19 protein-coding genes are annotated in these 24,290 nt (G+C 69.0%); 8 read left to right on the top strand and 11 right to left on the bottom strand.

What is annotated here, in order from left to right; translation table 11 throughout:
- Nucleotides 1-386: 386 nt before the first annotated feature.
- The 6 genes from ABD104_RS02035 to mnhG are packed head-to-tail and all read left to right on the top strand — an operon-like array spanning nt 387 to nt 6,471.
- On the top strand, nt 387-3,302 hold the full coding sequence (locus tag ABD104_RS02035) for a monovalent cation/H+ antiporter subunit A (RefSeq protein WP_087840123.1): 2,916 nt from the start codon (nt 387-389) through the stop codon (nt 3,300-3,302).
- Entirely contained in the window at nt 3,293-3,634 is a 342-nt protein-coding gene (locus ABD104_RS02030) for a Na+/H+ antiporter subunit C (protein WP_087840122.1), read from the top strand. The genes ABD104_RS02035 and ABD104_RS02030 overlap by 10 nt, the downstream gene beginning before the upstream one ends.
- Entirely contained in the window at nt 3,631-5,277 is a 1,647-nt protein-coding gene (locus tag ABD104_RS02025) for a monovalent cation/H+ antiporter subunit D (protein ID WP_243724343.1), read from the top strand. Before ABD104_RS02030 ends, ABD104_RS02025 begins: the two co-directional genes overlap by 4 nt.
- The gene (locus ABD104_RS02020) at nt 5,274-5,765 is read left to right on the top strand and encodes a Na+/H+ antiporter subunit E (protein WP_176400792.1); all 492 of its coding nucleotides are present in this window, start codon (nt 5,274-5,276) and stop codon (nt 5,763-5,765) included. Before ABD104_RS02025 ends, ABD104_RS02020 begins: the two co-directional genes overlap by 4 nt.
- The gene (locus tag ABD104_RS02015; protein ID WP_087840121.1) at nt 5,762-6,040 is read left to right on the top strand and encodes a K+/H+ antiporter subunit F; all 279 of its coding nucleotides are present in this window, start codon (nt 5,762-5,764) and stop codon (nt 6,038-6,040) included. Before ABD104_RS02020 ends, ABD104_RS02015 begins: the two co-directional genes overlap by 4 nt.
- Nucleotides 6,037-6,471 (top strand): monovalent cation/H(+) antiporter subunit G, encoded by a 435-nt coding sequence (gene mnhG, locus ABD104_RS02010; RefSeq protein WP_087840120.1) that lies wholly within the window; start codon nt 6,037-6,039, stop codon nt 6,469-6,471. Before ABD104_RS02015 ends, mnhG begins: the two co-directional genes overlap by 4 nt.
- A gap of 67 nt (nt 6,472-6,538) precedes the next feature.
- Here the strand turns inward: mnhG and ABD104_RS02005 are convergent, their stop codons facing one another.
- Together ABD104_RS02005 and tadA are read right to left on the bottom strand one after the other, a co-directional pair.
- A complete protein-coding gene (locus tag ABD104_RS02005; protein WP_087840119.1) occupies nt 6,539-7,567 on the bottom strand; it encodes an LD-carboxypeptidase in 1,029 nt (342 codons plus the stop codon).
- Complete coding sequence (tadA, locus tag ABD104_RS02000) at nt 7,564-8,064, bottom strand: tRNA adenosine(34) deaminase TadA (RefSeq protein ID WP_087840118.1); 501 nt, start codon at nt 8,062-8,064, stop codon at nt 7,564-7,566. The genes ABD104_RS02005 and tadA overlap by 4 nt, the downstream gene beginning before the upstream one ends.
- A 139-nt stretch (nt 8,065-8,203) precedes the next feature.
- Between tadA and ABD104_RS01995 the strand changes: the two genes are divergently transcribed.
- Entirely contained in the window at nt 8,204-10,111 is a 1,908-nt protein-coding gene (locus ABD104_RS01995; protein ID WP_371695193.1) for a choice-of-anchor I family protein, read from the top strand.
- A 22-nt stretch (nt 10,112-10,133) separates the two neighbouring features.
- Here ABD104_RS01995 and ABD104_RS01990 read toward each other — a convergent pair whose 3' ends face one another.
- The 9 genes from ABD104_RS01990 to ABD104_RS01950 form a co-directional block, all read right to left on the bottom strand.
- The gene (locus ABD104_RS01990) at nt 10,134-11,342 is read right to left on the bottom strand and encodes an MFS transporter (RefSeq protein ID WP_243724342.1); all 1,209 of its coding nucleotides are present in this window, start codon (nt 11,340-11,342) and stop codon (nt 10,134-10,136) included.
- A gap of 85 nt (nt 11,343-11,427) precedes the next feature.
- On the bottom strand, nt 11,428-11,607 hold the full coding sequence (locus tag ABD104_RS01985; RefSeq protein WP_140416884.1) for a hypothetical protein: 180 nt from the start codon (nt 11,605-11,607) through the stop codon (nt 11,428-11,430).
- A 32-nt stretch (nt 11,608-11,639) separates the two neighbouring features.
- On the bottom strand, nt 11,640-13,994 hold the full coding sequence (locus ABD104_RS01980; RefSeq protein WP_087840117.1) for a CHASE2 domain-containing protein: 2,355 nt from the start codon (nt 13,992-13,994) through the stop codon (nt 11,640-11,642).
- A gap of 15 nt (nt 13,995-14,009) precedes the next feature.
- Nucleotides 14,010-15,686 carry a FecR family protein gene (locus tag ABD104_RS01975; protein WP_087840116.1) on the bottom strand — a complete coding sequence of 559 codons (1,677 nt, stop codon included), beginning with the start codon at nt 15,684-15,686 and terminating at the stop codon, nt 14,010-14,012.
- Nucleotides 15,683-16,405 carry a response regulator transcription factor gene (locus ABD104_RS01970; RefSeq protein ID WP_087840115.1) on the bottom strand — a complete coding sequence of 241 codons (723 nt, stop codon included), beginning with the start codon at nt 16,403-16,405 and terminating at the stop codon, nt 15,683-15,685. Before ABD104_RS01970 ends, ABD104_RS01975 begins: the two co-directional genes overlap by 4 nt.
- A gap of 123 nt (nt 16,406-16,528) precedes the next feature.
- Entirely contained in the window at nt 16,529-16,984 is a 456-nt protein-coding gene (locus tag ABD104_RS01965; protein WP_343927057.1) for a hypothetical protein, read from the bottom strand.
- A gap of 165 nt (nt 16,985-17,149) precedes the next feature.
- Nucleotides 17,150-18,625, bottom strand: a complete 1,476-nt coding sequence (locus ABD104_RS01960) for an efflux transporter outer membrane subunit (RefSeq protein WP_087840113.1) — start codon at nt 18,623-18,625, stop codon at nt 17,150-17,152.
- Between the two features lie 16 nt (nt 18,626-18,641).
- Nucleotides 18,642-21,833 carry an efflux RND transporter permease subunit gene (locus ABD104_RS01955; protein WP_343927056.1) on the bottom strand — a complete coding sequence of 1,064 codons (3,192 nt, stop codon included), beginning with the start codon at nt 21,831-21,833 and terminating at the stop codon, nt 18,642-18,644.
- A 17-nt stretch (nt 21,834-21,850) separates the two neighbouring features.
- Nucleotides 21,851-23,092, bottom strand: a complete 1,242-nt coding sequence (locus ABD104_RS01950) for an efflux RND transporter periplasmic adaptor subunit (RefSeq protein WP_343927055.1) — start codon at nt 23,090-23,092, stop codon at nt 21,851-21,853.
- A 140-nt stretch (nt 23,093-23,232) separates the two neighbouring features.
- Between ABD104_RS01950 and ABD104_RS01945 the strand changes: the two genes are divergently transcribed.
- Nucleotides 23,233-24,249, top strand: coding sequence for a LysR family transcriptional regulator (locus ABD104_RS01945; protein ID WP_087840110.1), 1,017 nt, complete (start codon nt 23,233-23,235; stop codon nt 24,247-24,249).
- Nucleotides 24,250-24,290 lie beyond the last annotated feature (41 nt).

Genomic DNA, 24,290 nt, shown 5'->3' with positions numbered 1-24,290 from the left:
GTCGCGCGCAAGCATGACGAAAGCGCGAAGATCAACCTATTAGTGTAACAGCCCGGATTCGGGTTGACCCGAACATTTACACAATGCCCGCCAACGGCGACGGGGCAGCCCGTGCCGCCCAGCACGGCTCCGCCGTTTGTTACCATTGGGCGCATAGCCACGAAGCCGGAACTGCGGCCGGCAACGTGCGCACGCCTCTCCTGGACACGATGGCGTCCCCGGAGCGGGCGCCCCGCGGCCGGCGCGGGACGCCTTCCGGCGAACGCCCATGGCGCAAGACCGAGCGCGGGACCATACCCGCCCCGTGTCCCGGCTAGGTGCGTTCTTTGTTGCTCGCATCTGCGTTGCCCCACCCATACCTATATCAAAGAGAGTGACCGCCACCCATGTCCTTGCTGATTCTCCTAGCGCTTCCCTTCGCCGGCAGTGTCTTGGCGGCCTTGCTGCCCGCCAATGCGCGAAACCGAGAAGCCTGGCTTGCCGGTTTGGTCGCATTGGCGGGAACGGTACAGGCCGCCCTGCTCTACCCCGAGGTGTCGTACGGCGGCGTGGTCCGCTACGAATTTGCCTGGCTGCCTTCGCTGGGGCTCGATTTCGTCCTGCGCATGGACGGGCTGGCCTGGATATTCACCCTGATGATCAGCGGCATCGGCCTGCTGGTCGTGCTGTACGCGCGCTACTACATGTCGCCGGAAGATCCGGTGCCGCGCTTCTTCTCTTTCTTCCTCGCCTTCATGGGCGCCATGCTGGGCGTGGTCCTGTCCGGCAACCTGATCCAGCTCGCCCTGTTCTGGGAACTGACCAGCCTGGTGTCCTTCCTGCTGATCGGCTACTGGCACCACCGGCCCGACGCACGGCGCGGGGCGCGCATGGCGCTCACGGTCACGGCCGCCGGCGGCCTGTGCCTGTTCGCCGGCATCCTGGTGCTGGGGCACATCGTCGGCAGCTATGACCTCGAAGCGGTGCTGTCCTCGGGCGAGCTGATCCGCTCCCACCCCGTCTACGAAGTGGCGCTGGTCCTGATCGCGCTGGGCGCGCTCACCAAGAGCGCCCAGTTTCCCTTCCACTTCTGGCTTCCCCACGCCATGGCGGCGCCCACGCCCGTGTCCGCCTACCTGCACTCGGCCACCATGGTCAAGGCCGGCGTTTTCCTGCTCGCGCGGCTGTGGCCGGTGCTGGCCGGCACCGAGGAATGGTTCTGGATCATCGGGGGAGCGGGCCTGTGCACGCTGCTGCTGGGCGCCTATACCGCGATATTCCAGCAGGACCTGAAGGGGCTGCTGGCCTACTCCACCATCAGCCACCTGGGGCTGATCACGCTGCTGCTGGGCCTGGGCAGCCCGCTGGCGCTGGTGGCGGCGGTCTTCCACATCATGAACCACGCGACCTTCAAGGCCTCGCTGTTCATGGCGGCCGGCATCATCGACCACGAATGCGGCACCCGCGACATCCGCCGGCTCAGCGGGCTGGCGCAGGTCATGCCCATCACCGCCACGCTGGCCATGGTGGCCGGGGCCGCGATGGCCGGCGTGCCGCTGCTGAACGGCTTCATTTCCAAGGAGATGTTCTTCACCGAGGCCGTCGTGGTCGGCAACGCCGTGGGCATGAGCCATGCGCTGCCCATCGCCGCCACCGTGGCGGGCGCCTTCAGCGTGGCCTATTCGTGGCGCTTCCTGCACGACGTGTTCTTCGGGCCGCCGCCGCACGACCTGCCGCGCACGCCGCACGAGGCCCCCCGCTGGATGCGCTTTCCGGCCGAGGTCCTGGCCTTCCTGTGCCTGGCCGTGGGCGTGGCGCCCGGCTACACCATCGCCCCCTTCCTGGCCACCGCGGTACGCGCCATCCTGGGCGACGCGGTGCCCAGCTACAGCCTGGCCATCTGGCATGGCTTCAACCTGCCGCTGGTCATGAGCTTCGTGGCGCTGGTGGGTGGATCGGCGCTGTACCTGATCCTGCAGAAGACCTTGCGCCTGAGCACGGTCGAGCGCCTGCCGCTGTTCTACAAATTCAACGGCAAGCGGGCCTTCGAGCGCGTCATGAGCTTCGCCATCGGCCTGGCCGACCGGCTGACCAACAGCCTGGGCGCACGCGGACTGCAATCCCAGTTGCTGGGCATCGTCGCCTTCGCCATCCTGGTGGCCGCCGTCACGCTGTACGGCCAGCCGCTGCTGCTGCCCGCCGTCCAGACCTCGCCCATCGACCCGACCTTCGCCATCCTGTGGCTGATCGGCATCGCCTGCGCCATCGGCACCGCCTACCAGGCCAAGTATCACCGGCTGGCCTCGCTGATCATGATGGGCGGCGCCGGGCTGGTCACCTGCATCACCTTCGTCTGGTTCTCCGCCCCCGACCTGGCGCTGACGCAGTTGCTGGTCGAGGTGGTCACCACCATCCTGCTGCTGCTCGGCCTGCGCTGGCTGCCGCGCCGCAAGGAACCCCGGGAACTCGGCATACGCGTGCCGGCCATGGCCTGGGTGCACCGCGTGCGCGACCTGGCCATCGCCGTGGCGGGCGGCGCCGGCATGGCGCTGCTGGCCTACGCCGTGCTGACGCGCCCCTATCCCGACACCATCTCCAACTATTTCCTGGAGCGGGCGTTGACCGAAGGCGGCGGCACCAACGTCGTCAACGTGCTGCTGGTGGATTTCCGCGGCTTCGACACGCTGGGCGAGATCTCGGTGCTGGGCATCGTCGCGCTGACCGTCTACGCGCTGCTGCGGCGTTTCCGCCCGGCTCCCGAGAGCATCGCCCTGCCCCACCAGCAGATCGACCAGGGCAAGACCGACGCCGCCGCGCGCGCCGGCGACGATCCGGCCGTGGGCTACCTGCTGATGCCCTCGGTGCTGATCCGGCTCGCGCTGCCCATCATCGCGCTGTTCGCCGTCTTCCTGTTCATGCGCGGGCACAACCTGCCCGGAGGCGGCTTCGTCGCCGGGTTGACGCTGTCGGTGGCCTTCATCCTGCAGTACATGGTGGGCGGTACCGCCTGGGTCGAATCCAAGATGCGCCTGCATCCCCAGCGCTGGATAGGCCTGGGCCTGCTGTTTGCCGTGCTGACCGGCATGGGGGCCTGGCTGTTCGGCTATCCCTTCCTGACCTCGCACGGTGCCCACCTGCACCTGCCCCTGGTGGGCGAGATCCACGTGCCCAGCGCCTTTCTTTTCGACCTGGGCGTGTTCAGCCTGGTCGTCGGAGCCACGATGCTTATCCTTACCGCCCTGGGCCACCAGTCCATACGCAGCCACCGCGCCGCGCAGCAGGCCGAGGCCGAGCTCCCCCGGGGAGGTGCCCGGTGGAAGTGATCATCGCCATCGCCATCGGCGCGCTGGGCGGCTCGGGCATCTGGCTGCTGCTGCGGCCCCGGACCTTCCAGGTCATCATGGGCATCTCGCTGGTGTCCTATGCCGTGAACCTGTTCATCTTCTCGATGGGCAAGCTGTCGCTGGACCAGATCCCCATCCTGCGCGCCAACCGCGCCAGCGAGGTCGCCGACTACGCCGATCCGCTGCCCCAGGCGCTGGTCCTGACCGCGATCGTCATCGGCTTCGCGATGACCGCGCTCTTCCTGGTCCTCATGCTCGCCTCGCGCGGCCTGAGCGGCACCGACCACGTGGACGGCAGGGAGGGTGAATGATGCTGTCCTGGCATGACCATCTCATGATCGTCCCCATCGTCCTGCCCATGCTGGTGGCCGGCCTGATGCTGCTGCTGGGCGAGGGCCGCGCCACGGCCAAGGCCGTGGTCAACGTGGTGGCCACCGTGGCGCTGCTGGCCGTGGCGATCGCGCTACTGCGGCAGGCGGACGCCGGGCCGGTGCGGGTCGCGGTCTACCTGGCCGCCAACTGGCCGGCGCCCTTCGGCATCGCGCTGGCGCTGGACCGGCTGTCGGCCATCATGCTGCTGCTGACCGCCATCATGGCGCTGGGCTCCCTGCTGTACTCGCTGGCCAGGTGGCACCGCGCGGGGGTTCATTTCCATCCGCTGTTCCAGCTCCAGCTCATGGGCCTCAACGGCGCCTTCCTGACGGCGGACCTGTTCAACCTGTTCGTGTTCTTCGAAATCCTGCTGGCGGCCTCCTATGGCTTGCTGCTGCACGGATCCGGGCCGCAGCGGGTCAAGGCGGGCCTGCACTACATCGCCGTCAACCTGGTCGGGTCGTCGTTGTTCCTGATCGGCGTGGCGCTGATCTACGGCGTGACCGGCACGCTGAACATGGCCGACGTGGCCGTGCGCATCGGCCAGGTCGCGGGCTCGGATCGCATGCTGATGGAGGCCGGCGCCGCCATCCTGGGCGTGGCCTTCCTGATCAAGGCGGGCGCCTGGCCGCTGAACTTCTGGCTGCCGCCCTCGTACGCCGCCGCCTCGCCGCCCGCCGCCGCCCTGTTCTCCATCATGACCAAGGTGGGCGTGTACGTGATCCTGCGGCTCTCGCTGCTGATGTTCGGCGAGCAGGCCGGCGAGTCCAGCGGCTTCGTCCAGCAATGGATCCTGTACATCGGGCTGGCGACGCTGACCTTCGGCACGCTGGGCATGCTGGCCTCGCAGAACACCGGACGCCTGGCGGGCTTCGCGGTCATCATTTCCTCGGGCACGCTGCTGTCGGCCATAGGCTTCGGCCGCGACAGCGTGACGGCCGCGGCCCTGTTCTACCTGGTCAGCTCGACCCTGGCGCTGGGGGCCTTCTTCCTGCTGCAGGAACTGATGGAGCGCAGCCGGACCTTCGGCGCCGACCTGCTGGCGGTCACGCTGGAAGCCTTCGGCCTGGACCGCTCGGTCGACGCGGAAGAAGACATGAGCACGACCGACATCGGCGTGGCCATTCCCGCCGCCATGGCCTTCCTGGGGCTCAGCTTCATCGCGTGCGCCCTGGTGCTGTCCGGGCTGCCGCCGCTGTCGGGCTTCGTCGCCAAGTTCGCGCTGCTGACCACCATCCTGAACCCCGACGGCCTCACCCCCGAGGTCGGCAATCCCGAACCGGTGCTGGCCTGGGTGCTGCTGGGCCTGCTGGTGGTCTCGGGCCTGACGACCGTGGTGTCGCTGACCCGCATCGGCATACGCGCCTTCTGGGTCCCCTCCAGCCGCGCCCAGCCCCGGCTGCGCGTGATCGAGGTCTTTCCCATCGCCGCCATGCTGGTGCTGGGCATCGTGCTGATGGTCCAGGCCCAGCCCGCGATGCGCTATTTCACCGACACCGCCCGTGCCCTGCACCATCCCGGCGACTACGTGCGCGGCATCATGTCGGCCCGGCAGGCCGGCCCCGGAGGCGCCAACCCATGATCAGACGCATCGTTCCCTGGCCGCTCACCTCGCTGTTCCTGCTGGCGATGTGGCTGCTGCTCAACCAGACGCTCTCGCTCGGCCACATCCTGCTGGGCACCCTGCTGGCCATTGCCGTGCCGCTGTGGACCGCGCCGCTGCGGCCCGTCAGAGCCACCTTGCGCCGGCCCGGCGTGGCCCTGAAGCTGCTGGGCGTCGTCATCCTGGACAGCATCAAGTCCAATTTCGACGTCGCGCGGGTCATCCTGGGCTCGAAGTCCAGGCGCGACAATTCCGGGTTCATCCGGATGCCGCTGGTCCTGCGGGACCCGCACGGCCTGACCACCCTGGCGCTGATCCTGACCGCGATCCCGGGCACCGTCTGCATCGAGCTCGCCGACGACAAGAGCTGGCTGCTGATCCACGTGCTGGACCTGAACGACGAGCAGTACTGGATCGATACGATCCATAGCCGCTACGAACAACCGCTGATGGAGATCTTCGAATGAATGGCATGCTCGAATGGGCCAGCCTGTGCTCGCTGCTGTGCATCGCCATCGCCATGCTGCTGGCCACGCTGCGGCTGCTGAAGGGCCCGGCCGCGCAGGACCGGGTGCTGGCGCTGGACACCATGTACATCTGCGCGATGCTGATGCTGCTGGTGCTGGGCATACGCACCGGCAGCACCGAGTATTTCGAGGCCGCCGTCACCATCGCGCTGCTGGGCTTCGTCAGCTCGGTGGCGCTGGCCAAGTTCCTGCTGCGCGGCGAGGTGATCGAATGACGGACGGGATGACCTTGCCGCTGTGGGCGGAGATCCTGACTTCGCTGCTGCTGGTGGCGGGCGGCCTGCTGACGCTGGTCGGTTGCCTGGGGCTGTGGCGCTTCCACAGCTTCTATCAGCGCATGCACGGGCCCACGCTGGGAGCGACGATGGGGATGGTGTTCATCGTGCTGGCCTCGATGCTGTACTTCACGATGACGGACGAAGGGCCGGCGTTGCATGAGGTGCTGATCGCGGTGTTCCTGACGATGACGGTGCCGGCGACGACGCTGATGCTGGCGCGGGCGGCGCTGTATCGGCATAGGCGTGCGGGAAAGGACGTGCCGTTGCCGGACGGGGACGCGACCGCTGCGCGGTTCCGTACCGATACGCTGGATGACGAGCGCTATTACTCCGTGGACGAGAAAAAAGGCCCTCCCCCTACGCCCTGACGGGCGCCCCTCGAGAGGGCGGCACTGGCGGACCGGCCAAGCCGGATCCGCGGCGCCCTGGCAAACTTCAATGTCCGTGCGGAAAGACCAGGTAGGCCATGCCGGCTTCGGTCGCCAGGCCGATCTTCGCTCCGACCGGGAGCGTGGCCTTGGTCTTCACGTGGCCGAACGGCAGGCCGGTCACGACCGGAATCCTCACTTCGCGGCGCAGCCACCGCACGACCGAGCCCAGGTCGTAGCCGGCGTCGTGCGGGGTCAGCTTGTAGTCGGTGAAACTGCCCAGCACGATGGCCTTCTGGCGGGCCAGCACGCCGGCCTGGGCCAGTTGCACCAGCATGCGTTCGACCCGGTACGGGTGTTCGTTGACGTCCTCCAGGAACAGGATGCCCCGGGTGCGCGGGAAATACGGGGTGCCCAGCAGCGAGACCAGCACCGCCAGGTTGCCGCCCCACAGGATGCCTCGGCAGTCGACCGGGTCGGAGCCTTCCGATTCGAAGCTCAGGATTTCCAGTTCGCCGCGCAGGGTCTCGCCGAACATCGCCGCGGTCAGGTCGTCCACGCGTTTGCCGCCGAAGTCGAAGGCTGCCATCGGGCCGGCATAACTGACCGCGCCCGTGCTGGCCAGCAGCGCAAGCTGGAAGAAGGTGAAGTCGCTGTGTCCGACGAAGCGCTTGCCGCTGTCGGCCATGGCCTTCCAGTCGATGCGCGGCAGCAGGCGCGACAGGCCGTAGCCGCCCCGGGTCGCCATCACGATGGGATGCTTCTGGGTGATTGCCCGCGCCAGCGCGGCCAGCCGCTGGTCGTCCGTGCCGGCGAAGCGCTCGTGGCGCACCAGGGCACCCCGGTCCGCCACCGGATGGAAGCCCTGCGCCTTCAGGTGCTCCCGCGCGCGCGCGATGACCTCGGGATCGGGCACCGCGCCCGAGGGCGAGACGAGGTAGATGCCGGGCCGGCTTCCCAGGGACGGGAAGCCCGGACCGGGCCCATGGGCGTGGTCATGGCCATGATGGTGGCCGCCGGCCTCGTCATGCGGGTGGCCATGATGCGCGTCGTGGTCGTGGTGGGCGTCGGCGGGAGAAGAACGGCGTCGGTTCATGCGGACTCGGAAGGAAGTGGCGGGCCGCCGCGGGCGGCCTCGCGTTTCTGGCGGAAGAAAGCGCGGAGCAGCTCGCCGCATTCGGTGGCGAGCACGCCGCCCTCGACCCGGGTCTGGTGGTTCAGCACGGCGATGGACGGCAGGTCCAGCACGCCGCCGCAGGCTCCGGTCTTGGGGTCGGGCGCGCCGTACACCACGCGCGCCAGCCGCGCGTGCAGCATGGCGCCCATGCACATGGCGCAGGGTTCGAGGGTGACGTATAGCGTGGCGCCGGGCAGGCGGTAGTTGCCGGCCGCCAGGCAGGCCGCGCGCAGCGCCTGGATCTCGGCGTGGGCGGTGGGGTCGTGGCTGCCGACCGGCCGGTTGGCGCCCTCGCCCAGGATGCGGCCCGAGGCGTCGCAGACCACGGCACCGACCGGCACCTCGCCGTCGCGCCAGGCTTGCTCGGCCAGCGCCAGCGCGCGCCGCATCAGGATGACATCGGGAGAGTCGGACATGGGAGGGAAGGAATGAACCGCCGCATTCTACCGCGCGCGGCGGCTCCGGCCGGTTCCGGGCTCGGCCGGGGATCCTTACATATGACTGTCATGTTACTCCGTCATGATGCGGCGCTTGTCCAACCCACCCCACCGAACGATGACATTCGCCACCCAGCCCTCGCGCATGACGATCCTTGCCCGCAGCTTGTGCGCCCTGGCGGTCGCCATCCCCTTGGCGGCATGCCTGGGCGATGGCGGCGACGACGCGGCGCCCACCACGCCGCCCGTGACCCCGCCTCCCGCCGCCGAGCCGACGCCCAAGAGCATCAGCCTGAAGATGCTGGGTCGCTATTCCGCCGGCCAGTTCGGCGTCAGCGCCGCCGAAATCCCCGCCTTCGACGCGGCCAGCAAGCGCGGCTTCGTCGTCAACGCCCGCAACGGCGTGGTCGACGTGCTGGATCTGAGCACGCCCGCCAGCCCCAAGCACATCGGCACCATCGATGCCTCGACCATCTCGACCGGCGCCGAGATCAACAGCGTCGCCGTCCACGACGGCATCGTCGCCGTCGCCATCCAGGCCGCGAAGAAGACGGATCCGGGCTTCGCCGCGCTGTACAAGGCCGACACGCTGGCCCTGCTGGGCAAGGTGGGCGTGGGCGCCCTGCCCGACATGCTGGCCTTCACCCCCGACGGCAAGACCCTGCTGGTCGCCAACGAGGGCGAGCCCAGCGACGACTACCACGTCGACCCGGCGGGTTCGATCAGCGTCATCGACGTCTCCAACCCCGCCGCGCCGTCGGCCAGGGTGGCCGGCTTCACCGCCTGGAACGGCAAGGAAGCCGAACTGCGCGCCAAGGGCGTGCGCATCTTCGGGCCCAAGGCCAGCGCCTCCCAGGATTTCGAACCCGAATACATCGCCGTGTCCGCCGACGGCAAGACGGCATGGGCCACGCTGCAGGAGAACAACGCCCTGGCGCGCATCGACATCGCCACGGCCACCGTGACCGACATCCTGCCGCTGGGCTACAAGGACCATGGCCTGGAAGCCAACGCGCTGGACGCCAGCGACGAGCCCGCCAAGCTGGACATCCGCACCTTTCCCGGCGTGCGCGGCATGTACCTGCCCGACGCCATCGCCTCCTACACCGCGGGCGGCAAGACCTATCTCGTGACGGCCAACGAAGGCGACGCCCGGGCCTGGGGCGAGGACGATGATGCTTACTGGGCTGGCGACGCCGGCAAGGGCTTCGTCGAGGAATTCCGCGTCAAGCATCTGGTCCATGCCAGCGGCTTCGCCCGCCGCCGTGGCGATGACCTGCCCCCGCAGCTGGACGCGCTGGCCGCCGGCGCCCTGCTGAACCCCGAGACCTTCGCCTACTGCGGCGCCACGGCCGGCAAGCCGGGGGCCTGCCGCGACGACGATGTCCTGGGCCGCCTGCAGATCTCGTGGACCATGGGTTATCGCCAGGACGCCAGTGGCAAGCCGGTCAAGTTCAACGCCCAGGGCATCGAGGACCCGACCGGCGATCGCATCATGTACGACCACCTGTACGCCTACGGCGGCCGTTCGTTCTCCATCTGGGACCAGGACGGCAAGCTGGTGTGGGATTCGGGCGCGCAGTTCGAGCGCATGCTGGCCAGCGACTCGTGCAAGCTCGGCCCCGACCGCGACGTACCCTGCGCCACCTACTTCAACACCGGCCATGACGAGAAAGCCACTTTCGACAGCCGCAGCGACGCCAAGGGCCCCGAACCCGAAGGCGTGGAAATCGGCGTCATGGGCGACAAGACCTTCGCCTTCATCGGCCTGGAGCGCATGGGCGGCGTGATGGTCTACGACATCACCGATCCCAAGGCGCCGGTGTTCATGGATTACTTCAACACCCGCGCCAATTGGACGGACGAGCCTTCGAACGAGAACCTTGCCAAGATGGGCGACCTCGGTCCCGAAGGCCTGAAGTTCGTACCCGCGGCGAAGTCGCCCACGGGCCAGCCGCTGCTGATCGTCGGCAACGAGGTCAGCGGAACGACAGCCATCTACGAAGTATCGCGCGTGCTGGAGTGACCGGCATGCCGGGGCGCCAGGCTCAGGCGCCCCGCTGCGGTTCCCTGCCCATGCCGAACACGATGACGGCGAAGGAGATGGCGCAGGCGGCCAGGCCGGCCAGGAAGGCCGCGCGATAGCCGTAGGCACCGATCAGCAGGCCCGCCAGCGGCCCGGTCACGCCCGAGGTGATGTCCACGAAGGCCAGGAATCCGCCCACGGCCACGCCCCGGCTCTCGGGCGGCACGCGGCGCATGGCCTCCACGCCCATGGCCGGGAACACCAGCGAAAATCCCACGCCCGTCAAGGTGGCGCCTGCCAGCGCGAAACCGGGGCTGGGCGCCATCCACAACAGGAACTGGCCCAGGGCCTCGATCACCAGCGAGATGGCCGCGACCTTGCGTCCGCCCAGCTGGTCGGGCAGCCTGCCGAAGAACAGCCGGACCAGGATGTAGCCCGCGGCGAATCCCGTCAGGGCCAGGCCGGCGCCATCCCAGCCACGGCTTGCGAAGTACAGCACCACGAAGGCGGTCAGCACCGCGAAGGGCGCCGAGGCGAGCGACAGCGCGCCGCCCTGCCGCCAGATCATGCCGATCACGCGCAGGAACGGCACCTGCTTCCTGGCCCCGCCGACCACGGGCACCGGCGGCACGCGCCAGGCGATCGCCAGGCCCAGCAGCGGGAAGGCGACGGTGGCCAGCCCGACGGCCAGGAAGTCGACCTGCTGCATGACCCAGACGCCCAGCGGCGCGCCCAGGCCGAGCGCCGCGAACATCGCAATACCCTGCCAGGACATCACGATGCCGGTGCGCTGCGGCCCCACCCGGCCGATGCCCCAGGTCATGGTGCCGGTCAGGAACAGGCTTTCGGCCGGCCCCATCAACACGCGGCCGACGACCAGCACCGCAAGCGCAAGCGACGGATGGGGAATCAGCGCCGAGGCCACGTAGAGCAGCCCCGCCATGGCGGCCATGGGCAATCCCATCATCACCGACTGGCGCGGCCCGTGCCTGTCGACGTAGGTACCGGCGAACTTGCGGGTCAGGATCGTGGTCAACGGCTGCAGGCCGATGATCCAGCCCACGACCAGCGGGCTGAAGTCGAGCACGCCGTTCACGTAGAGCGGCAGCGCTGGAAGCGGCAGGCCGACGGCCAGGAAGCCGGAAAAGACGATGGCGACCAGCGGCAGCAGGCGCAGCGCGGATTCGTGGGAGGAAGGAGAGGAGACGGAAGGAGAGGCGTTGTTCATCATCGGACGTCGATAAGCGGCGCACACGGGCCCGGCGGGCTGGCGCGACGTTCAGCGCGTTGGATGACGTTAACGCTTACGACTGCGGTCAGGAAGACAGGACGGCATCATACCATTCCGACCCGGGCGCCCCTTTGCATATCGCCGCCTGCGGCGGATAGACGACGACCAGATCGGTCCAGATCTGCCGCGCATTCAGCCAGATCAGGCCGAACGGCGCAGCCATCGCCGCGCACAGGATGAGTATCACCAATAATCGTTCAGCCATTCGTACCACTGACTTCGTAGACAGCCTGCAGTCTACGCGTGTCCGCCGCGGCCACTCGCCCGGGGTTCAGTGTTGTTTACCGTGGCAGGCAGGAACAGCCGGAATTCGCTGCCCTGCCCCGGCGCGCTCTGGCACTCTATCTTTCCGCCATGCCGCTCGACTACGGCCTTGACGAAGGCCAGGCCCAGCCCGAAACCCGGTTCGTCGCCGTCCGCCGCGCCACCCACGCGCGAGAACTCCTGGAACAGGCGGGCCTGGTCCTCGGCGGCGATGCCTCGTCCCTGGTCCCGCACCGCGATGCACCACAGGTCTTCCCGGCGCACCATGCGGCAATCCACCCGCGTATGCGGCGGGCTGTACTTGATCGCGTTGCCGATCAGGTTGATCAGGGCGCGCGTCAGTTGCGCACGGTCGCCGCGCAGCGGCGCGCCGTCGTCCGGCACGTCGGCATCGAGTTCGATGTGCTTGGCCTGGGCCAGGCTCCAGCATTCGTCGGCGGCGTCCAGGACCACGTCCGTACCCTCGAATACGTCGTCGCGGACCGGCGCCGTCGCCAGCCGTGCCAGCTCGACGAACGATTCCGCCAGGGCCTGCGTGCGCAGCACGTAGCGCCGGATGCGGTCCAGGAGTTCGTCCTGCGGAAGTTCGCCGGGGTCGCTGCGATGCAGGTCCAGCAGGGCCAGGATGGCCCCCTGCGGCGACCGGATGTCGTGCGACAGGAAGCGCAGGGCCTGGTCGCGCTTGCGCTCTGCCTCGCGCAGCGGATTAATGTCGACCAGCGTGGCGATCCAGGCGGTCTCGCCGCCCTCTTCTCCCGCGCACCGCGCATACTCGAACAGGAAGGCCCGCCCGGCGGCATCGCGGCATTCGGCGAAATGTCCCGGCGCCACCGCCGCGGGCCAGCTGAGCGGGCCGCCGCCCACCAGCGTGAAATCCGCCAGCAGGCGGGCCATCTCCTCGCCCTTGGCGGCGGCCGCGCCGAACTGCCGCACGGCTTCGCGATTGGCAAGCAGGACGCGGCCGTCCTCGCCCACCGCCAGCGCCGCCTCGGGCAGGCTTTCTATCACGGACGACATGAAGGCCTGCACGTCCAGCAAGCGCCCCGTGGCGCGGGCCAGGTCGTGGATCCGCCGGTCGATGAGGTCGCCGGCCGGCGCGGCCGCATCCTGCGGCAGCACCGCGCCATGGCGCTTCAACCGGCCCAGTTCGTCCACCAGATAACCGGCCGCGCGTTCCAGGCGCCGCCAGTTCCATCCCAGGTAGAAAGCCGCGATGGCCAGCACCGCCGCGCCGGGCGGCCACCAGACGCCCTCGGCCAGCAGCATGGCGCCGCTCGCTGCCGCCGCCACGCCTATCCCCGCCACCGATGCCGCCAGCGCCCAGCCCTGCGCGAACAGCCAAAGCGCCGGCAGCATCGCCGCCACCAGCAGTACCGTCAGCAGCGCCCCCGCCCACGGGGCGATGACGCGGCGCGCCGTTCCCGACATCAGGTTGTCGATCACGTTGGCGGAAATCTCCACCCCCGGGGTGAAGCTGTGGCGCGCCGACAAGGGCGTGGGATAGACGTCCCCCAGGCCCGCCGCGGTGGATCCGACCAGCACGATGCGTCCGTCCAGCGCGCCGTCGGGCAGCTCGCCCGCCAGCACCTGGGCGGCGGAAACAGTGCGATAGGTTCCGGCCGGCCCGGCATAGTCGATATGTATCCAGAAATCCCGCCACCATGCCTCCGGTGCCGTCTCCGGGCCAGCCGGCGCCCGGTTCCCCGGCAGCGGCCGGGCGACGGCCCTGCCGGCGATCTGCAGCAGCGCCAGCGCGAAGTGGTTCCACTGGCGGTCCCGGGTGCCTTCGCGCAGGAAGACGCTGCGCACCACGCCGTCGGCGTCCGGTTCGACCGAGACATGCCCCAGTGACCGGGCCGCGGCGGCAAGCGGCGGCACCGGCAGCATGGCCTGCACCCTGCCGCCCGTGTTGGCGGTGAAGACCGGAAGCACGACGTTGCCGCTGCGGCGGATGGCTTCGGCCATGCGCAGGTCCACCGACGGATCGGCCGACGGCTCGGACAGCAGCAGGTCCAGGCCCAGCGCGGCCGGCGACTGTTGGGCGATGCGCTCGATCAGGTCGATCTGCTGGTCGCGGCTCCACGGCCAGCGGCCCACCTTCGCCAGGCTGGCCTCGTCGATGGCCACCACCACGATGTCCTGGCTCGGCACGGCGGGATCCAGCCGGCTGAGGAAGTCGTACAGGGCCGCGTCCAGACGGCCCAGGCCGTTCTGCCAGGCCAGCAAGGCAGCCAGCAGCAAGCCCGCGACGACCGCGATGCCGCGGACCGGGGCCCGGGGCCGCCCGGGCCCCGGGCGCAGCGTGGCGGATGCGGCCTGGCGGTCCATGCGCGTGAACAGGCCCTAGGGAAGCTGGATTTCCTGGCCGTCACCCGATCGCAACGCACCGTCCCCGCTGCGGACCGTGCGATTGACGCGGAAGCGCTGCGGACGCGTGAAATCGCGCACATAGCCGTCGCTGTCCGTCGCCTGGATGCGGACGAAATACTCGCCGGCGGGCAAGGACTCGAGCGCCCATTTGCGCTCCGTGATGCGGCGCTCGGCGGCGATGCCGGCAAAGCCGGCGTCGCGCGCGACCTGGACGAGGTAGTTCTGCCCTTCCTCGCCGTCCCAGGTCAGCACGACTTCGTCGCCCTGCTGGCTCATGCCGAGCTTGCCGCCCACGGGCAGGCGCACCATGAAGCGGCGCGGATCGCTGTAGGGTCCGGCATCGGGTCTGCCGTCCTTGCCCTGGACGACACTGCCCACGCGCCAGAAGTAGTTGCCCGAGGCCAGCCCGCGCACGGCGTGGGAATCCGTGGACAGCATGCTTTCGTCGACGAAGGGGTTGGCGAAGGCCTGGTCGCGCGACACCTGCAGGCGGTAGCCGATGGTGCCGTCCGCGCCCGTCCAGCGGAGCACGGCCTCGGTCTGCTCGACCACGCCACCGTCGGGCGGCGCGATGGTGACCGGCGGCTCGGGCCGGGCCTTGAGCTTGATCGGCCAGGTGACCGGGCGGCCCTCGATGCCCTGCGCGTCGACGCCATTGATCCGCACCACGTAGTCGCCGTCGTCGAGGCCGGCGAAGCGCACGCGCGGCGTGGCGGTCACGAGGTTGCTGACCACCTGTTCGGCGGCATGGGCGGGCCAGATGAAGGCGCGGTACGAGGCCGCGCCGGCCAGCGCGGGAAACGCCAGATCGATGATGAGTCGCTGCTGCAATGCCTGGACGCCGGACAGGTCCGGCGCCGCCAGCAACGGCGACAGCGTGGCGGTCGGCGCATCGGTGGCGACCGCGCCCCCCAGGCCCGCCGCGACCCGCGTGGTCGAACCCGAACGCGCCACGCGCAGTTCGACTTCTCCCTCCAGCACGTCGCTGGTGGCCGAGCTGCCCTCGCGCATCGAGACGCCGAACTCGGTACCTCGCACGCCGGCGGCCATCAGCGGCGTGTCGACCTGGAAACGGCTGCCCGTGGGCCGCTGCGGTGAGACGCGCGATTCGACACGGCCCTTGTCCAGCACCAGCGAGGTGTCGGCGCGCTTCTTCGTCAGGCTGTACTTCAGGCGTTCCAGGCGCAGTTCGGAGTCGCCCGCCACGCGCACCACCGAGCCGTCCGCCATCTCCAGCGTGGCAAAGCCGCCGGCATCGGTGCTCAGGCGATCGCCGTCGATCAGCCGCATGTCGCGTTCCAGCGCGCCGGTCGAGCCGCTGCGCGTCGTATAGCGCACGCCTCCCGAGACGTGGACCACGCGCGCGCCGCCGGGCTTCTTGCGCAGCAGCGCGTCGGGCACGACGATGACCGAACCCGGCTTGAGCCTGAGCGGATTGGGATTGCCGTTCTCGCGGGCCAGGGCCTGCCATTGGCCGGGGTCTTCCAGGTAGGCCTGGGCGAGGTCATACAAGGTGTCGCCGTCGCGCACCAGGTGACGCACCGGCTCGGCCTGCTGGGCATGAGCCGGCGCCGTGCCGAACACGCAAGCGGCGGCGATGGCCCACGCGGACAGCCGGATGCCGGCGTCCATGCTGGGTAGGTTCTTCATAGAGGGTCGTCGTTGGATTCGTTCGTTGCCGGCGGGTCGGCCAGTATCTCGAAGCGGTAGCCCAGCCCGTAGACCGGCACCAGCCGCACGCCGTTGTGCGGCCGCAGGTCGAGCTTGCGTCGCAGTTGCGACATGTGCGTGGTGACGGTGCGCGTGTCGATGGCGCTCGTGCCCCACAGCTCCTCGAGCAGGTGCTCGTGCGTCAGCAGCCGCCCCAGGTTGCGGAACAGGTACAGCGCCAGCTCGTATTCCTTGGGCTTGAGTTCGACCGGCTCGCCCTTGATCCGCGCTTCCCGGCGGTGCAGGTCGAAGGTATAGACTCCGAAGCCCGGCTGGCTCGGGCGCGAAGCCTCGGGATAGGCCCGGCGCAGCAGCGCGGCCACCCGGGCCTGCAGTTCGATGGGCCGGATGGGCTTGGCCATGTAGTCGTCGGCACCCGCCTGAAGCCCGTCGACCACGTCCTGCTCTTCGTCGCGGCTGGTGACGAACAGCACCGGCAGCTGCGGCGGCAGGTTGCGGCGGATCCACCCCAGGATCTCGGGGCCTTCGATGTGCGGCACGTGCCAATCCAGCACGAACATGTCGTAGCTCTGGCGATGGAGGTCGCGCAACATCGCCCTGCCGTCCTCGAACAGATGGCAGTCGTGCCCCGCCTGCAGCAGCGTCTTTTCTATGATCCGGGCATGTGCCGGATCGTCTTCCAGTATGGCGATGCGCACCTGGCCCCCCAAAGATCGATGTAAAGCCAGCGCATTTTATAACGGGGCGCGCCGCGACCCCCGGAAAGCGCCACTTTCCGGGGAATTCCGCGGCGGATCAAGGGGAAATGCTTCGGGAGGGTATCAGCGCATGCCCGGGCCGTCGGGCCTTGGCATCGCCGGGCTGGGCGAGCCCGAGGGCATGGCCGGGGAGCCGGGCGCGGGTGTCACCACTTCCCGGTACTCCCGCAGCACGCCTCCGCCTTCCACGCTCCCGCTGACCGTCCCTCTTCCGTCCACCCGCGCCATGCAGGCCGCGCGGTCGGCTTCCGGCAAGGCGTTGCAGCGCTGGTTGCGGTTCTGCTCGTAGGCCGAATCGCTGGCGCCGCGCAGATTGCCGCGCCGCGCTTCCTGCAAGGCAGCGCCGGCCTCCCGCCTGCATGTCGCGCGGTCCTGGCCCGACTGGCCGCTGTTGCAACGAGCCAGTTCCTCCTGGTAGGTGGTGTCGGCGGCGGAAGCGGCGTGCGCCGAGGTGAACAGAACGGTGCCCAGGGCGACCGCAGCCAGTCCCAGGGCGCCACGCTTGGATTTCGTATTCATGCCTGACTCCTTTCGCGCGGAAAGGCCCCGGCGCGCGGGACCTGCGCGTCGATCCAGTGTAGGCTCGGCATGTCTGTCCGCAACGGGCGCGGCGCCTGACTATGTAAGCGTTCCGTACAGCAAAGACCGCAGCCCCCAAGACTGCGGGGCCGCGGCCACGGCTTGTTACGAAGGCTGGCGTGGAAGCAACAGCGCCGCCGCGGGCGCCGGCGCCTGCCCTTCCCAGCCGCCGCCCAGCGCGCGGATCAGGTTGACCGTGGAGCGAGCCAGTTCCCCGTCCAGCCGGGTGGCCACACGGCGCTGCTGGAGCACGCTGCGATCGGCATCGATCACGTCCAGGTAGCTCACCGAGCCTTCGCGGTACTGGATCTGCGACAGCCGGGCCGCGCGCGCGGCGGATGCCACCGCTTCGTCCTGCGCCCGGTACTGGTCGGCCAGGATGCGCAGGTTGGCCAGGTTGTCCTCCACCTCTTTGAAGGCCGCCAGCACCGTCTGGCGGTAACGGGCGGCCTCTTCCTCGTAGGCCGCCCGCGCCGCCTGCAGCCCCGCCTCGCGCCGCCCGCCGTCGAAGATGGGCAGCGTCAGCATCGTGCCCACCAGGGGGCCGAGCAGGAACGTGCGGCTGGACCAGTTGAACAGGTCGCCCAGTTGCGCGGACTCGTAGCCTAGCGCGCCGGTCAGCTCCAGCCTGGGGAAGAATGCCGTGCGCGCGACGCCGACGCGGGCATTGGCGGCCGCCATGGCGCGTTCGGCGGCGGCGATGTCGGGCCGGCGTTCCAGCAGATCGGATGGCAGGCCCGGCGGCACGGACACGGCCAGCCTCGCCAGCGGACTCGGGGGAAGGCTGAAGGAAGCCGGCGCCTCGCCCAGCAGGATCGCCAGCGCATGTTCGGCCGTCGCCCGCTGGCGGGCGATATCCAGGGCCTCGGACCGCGCCGATGCGAGTTCCGTGCGGGCCCGCGCCAGGTCCAGTTCGCTGATGTCCCCTTCGTCGTAGCGGCGCTGGATCAGCGCCAGCGTACGCTCGCGCAGCGCCACGGTGCCGCCGTACAGTTCCTGGCCCGCATCCAGTTCCCGCACCAGGAAATAGGCCTGCGCGACGTCGGCCTGCACGGCCAGTTGCACCGAACGCAGCAGGGCCTCGCCCTGTTCGGCCTGGGCCGACGCCGCCTCGACCCCGGCCGCCACCCGGCCGAACAGATCCACTTCGTAGGCCACGGAAGCCTGGGCTCGCCACAGCGTCGACGGCGACGTGTTCGCCTCGGCGGGCAGGCCCCTTGAAGCCGGCGACGGCCGCTGCCTCGTGGGGCCCGCGCCCGCGTCGACGCGGGGGTACAGGTCGGCCCGGGCCTCGCCCAGCCGCGCCCTGGCCTGCGCCAGGCGCGCCACGGCGGCCTTGAGATCCTGGTTCGCGTCCGCCGCTCGCTCCTGCAACCGGTCCAGTACCGGGTCGCCGAACACCGCCCACCAGCGTCCGCGATGGGCAGCCTCGGCCGGCTGGGCGGCCTTCCAGTTCCCGCCGGCCGCTTCCTTGAACGATGCCGGCACCTCGGGCCGCGGGGGATCGTAGGCCGGCGCCACCGCGCAACCCGCCAGCACGAGCAAGGCCGTCAATGCCGCGCTTCGCAAACCGCTTTTCATCAGATTCTCTTTCACATCAATGCCCCGCGTGATGAGCCGCCACGATGGGCGCCTCGTGCTGCGCGGCCGAGTGCAGCTTGCGCGCACCGCTGGCCAGCCTCAGCAGTACATAGAAGACCGGCGTCAGGAACAAACCGAACAGGGTCACGCCCAGCATGCCGAAGAACACCGCCACGCCCATGGCATGCCGCATCTCGGAACCGGCGCCGGTGGAGGTCACCAGCGGCACCACGCCCATGATGAACGCGATGGACGTCATCAGGATGGGGCGCAGCCGCAGGCGGCTGGCCTCGATGGCCGCCTCGACCACCGACCTGCCCTGCAGTTCCAGTTCGCGCGCGAACTCGACGATCAGGATGGCGTTCTTCGAGGCCAGGCCGACCAGCACCATCAGGCCGATCTGGGTGAAGATGTTGTTGTCGCCCCGTGTCAGCCAGACGCCCGTGAGCGCGGCCAGGATGCTCATCGGCACGATCAGGATCACCGCCAGCGGCAGCGTCAGGCTCTCGTACAGGGCCGCCAGCACCAGGAACACCAGCAGCACGCTGATCGGGAACACCCAGATGCCGGCGTTGCCCGCCAGGATCTGCTGGTAGGTCAGGTCCGTCCACGCCAGCTTCATGCCGCGCGGCAGGACCTGCTCGGCGATGCGTTCGGCGGCGGCCTGGGCCTGGTCCGAGGAATAGCCCGGGGCCGGCCCGCCGTTGATGTCGGCGGCGGTATAGCCGTTGTAGCGCACCACCATTTCCGGTCCGAAGGTCGGACGCACGTCCACCAGCGACGACAGCGGCACCATCTCGCCGGCGGCGTTGCGGGTCTTCAGCGCCAGGATGTCGTCCGGATGCGCACGGAACGGCGCATCGGCCTGCGCGCGAACCTGGTACACCCGCCCGAAACGGTTGAAGTCGTTCACGTACAGCGAACCCAGGTAGATCTGCATGGTGTCGAACACATCCGTGACCGCGACACCCAGCTGCTTGGCCTTGACCCGGTCCAGTTGCACGTCCAGTTGCGGCACGTTGATCTGGTAGCTGCTGAACGTCGGCCCGAGCTCCGGCGCCTTCTGCGCCGCCGCCACGAAGGCCTGCGCCGCCGCGTCCAGCTCGGCGTAGCCCAGCGCGCCCCGGTCCTCGATCTGCAGCTTGAATCCTCCCAGCGTGCCCAGTCCCATGACGGGCGGCGGCGGGAACACCGCGATGAACGACTCCTTGATGGCCGAGAACTGCTGGTTCAGTGCGTTCGAGATCGCCTCGGCCGAGACCTCCTTGCCCTTGCGCTCATGGAAGTCCTTCAGGGACACGAAGACGATGCCGGCGCTCGAGCTGTTGGTGAAGCCATTGATCGACAGCCCGGGAAACGCGATGGCGCTTTCCACGCCGGGTTGCTTGAGCGCGATGTCGGACATGCGCCGGATCACTTCCTCGGTGCGGTCTAGCGAGGCGCCGTTGGGCAACTGCGCAAAGGCCACCAGATATTGCTTGTCCTGCGCGGGCACGAAGCCCCCCGGCACGATGGACGAGACGCCCAGCGTCAGCGCCAGCAGCACGCCGTACACGCCCATGACCATGGCCTTGCGCGAGATGACGCCCGTGACCCCGGCGCCGTAGCGATCGGACGCCCGGCCGAACATGTCGTTGAAGCGGCGAAAGAAGCCGCCGAACAGGCGGTTCATCACGCGCGTCAGGCCATCGGGCCGGGCGTCGTGCGACTTCAGCAGCAGGGCCGCCAGCGCCGGCGACAGCGTAAGCGAGTTGAAGGCCGAGATCACCGTCGAGATGGCGATGGTCATCGCGAACTGCTTGTAGAACTGCCCGCTCAGCCCGGTCATGAAAGCCAGCGGCACGAATACCGCGACCAGCGTCAGCGCGATGGCGATGATGGGACCGCTGACCTCTCGCATGGCGCGGTACGTGGCCTCGCGCGGCGTCAGCCCGGCCGCGATGTTGCGCTCGACGTTCTCCACCACCACGATGGCGTCGTCCACCACGATGCCTATCGCCAGCACCATGCCGAACAGCGACAGCGCGTTGATCGAATAGCCGAAGCCCAGCATCAGCGAGAACGTCCCGATGATGGAGACCGGCACCGCCAGCAGCGGAATGATGGAGGCCCGCCAGGTCTGCAGGAACACGATCACCACCAGCACGACCAGCGCCACCGCCTCCAGCAGCGTGACCACCACCGCCTTGATGCTGGCGCGCACGAACTGCGTCGGGTCGTAGACGATGCGATAGTCCACCGAGGGCGGGAAGTCCTTGGCCATGTCCTTCATGGCCGCCCTCACCTGGTCCGACACCGCCAGCGCGTTGGCGCCCGGCGACTGCATGATGGCCAGCGCCACCGCCGGCTTGTTGTCCAGCAGCGAACGCAGGCCGTACTCGGCCGCCGCCAGTTCGATGCGCGCCACGTCCGACAGGCGCGTCACGCCACCGTCGGGCGAGGTCTTGAGCACGATGTTGGCGAAATCCGATTCGGTCTGCAGGCGGCCTTGCGTGTTCACCGACAATTGCAGCGACACGTCGGACGCGCTGGGCGAGGCGCCGATCACGCCGGCCGCGACCTGCACGTTCTGCTCGCGTATCGCCGCCACCACGTCCGAGGCCGTCAGCCCGCGCTGCGCGACCTTCTGCGGATCCAGCCAGACGCGCATCGAGTAGTTGCCGGCGCCCCACAGCTGCACCTCGCCCACGCCCGGTATGCGCGCCAGGCGGTCCTTGACGTTGATCAGCGCGTAGTTGCGCAGGTAGGTGATGTCGTAGCGGTCATCCGGCGAGATCAGGTGGGTCACCATCGTCAGCGTGGGCGAACTCTTGATGGTCGTGACGCCCAGCCGCTGCACGTCCTCGGGCAGGCGCGGCAAGGCTTGCGACACCCGGTTCTGCACCAGTTGCTGCGCCTTGTCCGGGTTCATGCCCAGGCGGAAGGTGACGGTAACGGCCAGGTTGCCGTCGCTGTTGGCCTGGGACTGCATGTACAGCATGTCCTCGACGCCGTTGATGGATTCCTCCAGCGGCGAAGCCACCGTCTCGGCGATCACCTTGGGGTTGGCGCCGGGATACTGCGCGCGCACCACGACCGAGGGCGGGACGACTTCCGGATACTCCGAGATGGGCAACTGGAACATCGCCAGCGCACCCGCCAGCAGGATCAGGACCGACAGCACGCCCGCGAAGATGGGCCGGTCGATGAAGAACTTGGAAATATTCATGATCGTGTCCGGCCGCCTCAGACCTGCTTGGGCTGGCGCGCGGCAGGCGTGCCGGACGGTCCGCCGTCGGCCGGCGGACCATCGCCCGCGAACCGGCCCGGCTGCCCCGCCATGGGCACTTCGCGCGGCGTCACGGGCTCGCCCGGCCGCACGCGTTGCAAACCGTTCACCACGATGCGCTCGCCCGCCTTCAGGCCGGCGTCGACCACTCGCAGGCCGCCGCTGGCGCTACCCAGCCGCACCTCGCGATAGCGGGCGCGATTGCCCTCGTCCAGCACCAGCACGAAACGCTTGTCCTGGTCGGTGCCCACTGCGCGCTCGTCGATCAGCAGCGCGTCGCGCGGCTTGCCGCCCCCCAGTTGCACGCGCGCATACAGCCCCGGGATCAGTTGTCCGTCCGGGTTATCGAACACCGCGCGCACACGGATGGTGCCCGAAGCCACGTCCAGGCGGTTGTCGATGAAGCTGACCGTGCCCTTGCGGGGATGGCCCTCCTCGTTGGCCAGGCCCAGGTAGACCGGGATGGCGCCCGAGCCGGCGCGGCTGGCCTGCGCCATCTTCAGGTAGGTAGGCTCGTCCACGTCGAAGGCCGCGTACATGCGCGCCGTCGAAACCAGCGTGGTCAGCGGAGCCGACGCCGCGCCGGCGGCGACCACGTTGCCCACCGTCACCTGCGCGCGCGAGATGCGGCCGGTGACCGGCGCCGTGATGCGCGTGTATTCCAGGTTCAGGCGAGCCGCCTCCAGGGCGGCCCGGGCGGCCTGCAGGTTCGCGGCCGCCTCGCGCGCGGCGTTCTGCTTCTCCTCGAAATCGCGTTTGGCGATCGCGTTGTCCGACAACAACCGCTGGCCGCGCGCCAGTTCGGAGGCCGCGTAGGCGTCGCGGGCCTCGGCCGCGGCAAGCTGGCCCTGGACCCGGGCGACCTCGGCCGCATAGGGACGCGGATCGATGGTGAACAGCACGTCGCCTTTCCTGACCAGGGCGCCGTCCTGGAAGTGCACCGCGGTCAGCGTTCCGGACACCAGGGGCCGGATCTCGACGCGGTCGACCGCCTCCAGCCGGCCTGAATAGCCGCGCCAGTCCGTGATGGTGCGGCTGACGACCTCGGCCACGTCCACGGCAGCCGCCGGGGCCGGCGCGGCGGGGGCTTCTTCCTGGCCGGCCAGGGCCGGCATCCTCTGCACGGCGATGCCCCCGGCAACGCCAAGCACGGCAACGCCCAGCGTGACCGCCAGCGCGCGTTTGCGAAAACGAAACATGAAAAACCTCGGGCTCGTATGGGTGAATACAGCGATGCCCGATTCTGAGTGTTATCGTGTTTCCGATAAATCCTGCGTTTTTACAAACACTATTCATCCAGAACGAACAATTGCCGCCCATCAGGCGGCAGGAGCCTCTCGTGGACAAATTCCAGGCCATGCAGGTGTTCACACGCGTGGTGGAAGCCAACAGCTTCACCCTGGCGGCCGACAACCTCGGACTGCCGCGCGCCACCGTCAGCACCACCATCCGTAATCTCGAACGTGCGTTGCAGGTCCGGCTGCTGAACCGTACCACCCGCAAGATCAGTCTCACGCCCGACGGCGCCTCTTACTACGAGCGCTGCGTGCGGCTGCTGGCGGACCTGGAGGAAGCCGAGACTTCCTTCCGCGACGTCGCGCGCCGGCCGCGCGGCCGGCTGCGCATCGACACGCCGGCCTCGATCGGCCGTTCCATCCTGATTCCGTCGCTGTGCGAATTCCATGAGCGCTATCCGGACATCGAGCTGGTGATAGGCATGAGCGACCGTCCGGTCGACCTGGTCCAGGAAGCCGTGGACTGCGCCATCCGCGTCGGCGAATTGCAGGACTCTTCCATGGTGGCCCGGCGCATCGGCACCTTCGAAAGCCTGACCTGCGCGGCGCCCTCCTACCTGGAGGCCTATGGCGAGCCACGCACGCTCAAGGACCTCGAGCGCCATCACGCCGTCCATTATTTCTCCGCCCGCACCGGCCGCACCATCGACTGGGACTTCGTCGTGGACGGCGTGGCTACCGAGGTCAAGGTCAAGGGCATCGTCTCGGTCAACGACTCGGACGCATACGTGGCCTGCGGCCTGCAAGGCTTCGGCCTGATCCAGCCGGCCCGGTACATGGTGCGCCCCCATCTGGAGTCCGGCCTGCTGCGCGAGGTGCTGACCGACTGGAAGCCTTCGCCCATGCCGATCTCGGTGGTCTACCTGCACAACCGGCACCTGTCGCCCAAGGTGCGGGCATTCGTGGACTGGGTAAGCGAACTGTTCGGCCGGTGTCCGCTGCTGGGCGGCGAATGCCACGCGAACGACATGCCGCAGGAATGCGAGTTCGCCTGCCAGCCCAGCGGCCACACGGTCCGGTCGGTCATCGAACAGCACAACCTGGCCGAAAGCGTCTTCTGAGGCCCCAGGGCCTGGCGAGCCTCTTTTTAGCGTGGACAGGC

This window comes from Pigmentiphaga daeguensis (assembly GCF_039523035.1).
Lineage (GTDB): Bacteria > Pseudomonadota > Gammaproteobacteria > Burkholderiales > Burkholderiaceae_B > Pigmentiphaga > Pigmentiphaga daeguensis.
The sequence above is the reverse complement of the archived record's forward strand: the minus strand, read 5'-3'. Positions and strand labels throughout refer to the sequence as shown.

Coding starts and splice junctions, on each gene's coding strand:
- ABD104_RS02035 (WP_087840123.1), top strand. CDS start 387: ATGTCCTTGCTGATTCTCCTAGCGCTTCCCTTCGCCGGCAGTGTCTTG.
- ABD104_RS01955 (WP_343927056.1), bottom strand. CDS start 21,833: ATGAATATTTCCAAGTTCTTCATCGACCGGCCCATCTTCGCGGGCGTG.
- ABD104_RS02015 (WP_087840121.1), top strand. CDS start 5,762: ATGAATGGCATGCTCGAATGGGCCAGCCTGTGCTCGCTGCTGTGCATC.
- ABD104_RS02025 (WP_243724343.1), top strand. CDS start 3,631: ATGATGCTGTCCTGGCATGACCATCTCATGATCGTCCCCATCGTCCTG.
- ABD104_RS01995 (WP_371695193.1), top strand. CDS start 8,204: ATGACATTCGCCACCCAGCCCTCGCGCATGACGATCCTTGCCCGCAGC.
- ABD104_RS02005 (WP_087840119.1), bottom strand. CDS start 7,567: ATGAACCGACGCCGTTCTTCTCCCGCCGACGCCCACCACGACCACGAC.
- ABD104_RS01990 (WP_243724342.1), bottom strand. CDS start 11,342: ATGATGAACAACGCCTCTCCTTCCGTCTCCTCTCCTTCCTCCCACGAA.
- ABD104_RS01980 (WP_087840117.1), bottom strand. CDS start 13,994: ATGGACCGCCAGGCCGCATCCGCCACGCTGCGCCCGGGGCCCGGGCGG.
- ABD104_RS01985 (WP_140416884.1), bottom strand. CDS start 11,607: ATGGCTGAACGATTATTGGTGATACTCATCCTGTGCGCGGCGATGGCT.
- ABD104_RS01975 (WP_087840116.1), bottom strand. CDS start 15,686: ATGAAGAACCTACCCAGCATGGACGCCGGCATCCGGCTGTCCGCGTGG.
- tadA (WP_087840118.1), bottom strand. CDS start 8,064: ATGTCCGACTCTCCCGATGTCATCCTGATGCGGCGCGCGCTGGCGCTG.
- ABD104_RS02020 (WP_176400792.1), top strand. CDS start 5,274: ATGATCAGACGCATCGTTCCCTGGCCGCTCACCTCGCTGTTCCTGCTG.
- ABD104_RS01960 (WP_087840113.1), bottom strand. CDS start 18,625: ATGAAAAGCGGTTTGCGAAGCGCGGCATTGACGGCCTTGCTCGTGCTG.
- ABD104_RS01965 (WP_343927057.1), bottom strand. CDS start 16,984: ATGAATACGAAATCCAAGCGTGGCGCCCTGGGACTGGCTGCGGTCGCC.
- ABD104_RS01950 (WP_343927055.1), bottom strand. CDS start 23,092: ATGTTTCGTTTTCGCAAACGCGCGCTGGCGGTCACGCTGGGCGTTGCC.
- mnhG (WP_087840120.1), top strand. CDS start 6,037: ATGACGGACGGGATGACCTTGCCGCTGTGGGCGGAGATCCTGACTTCG.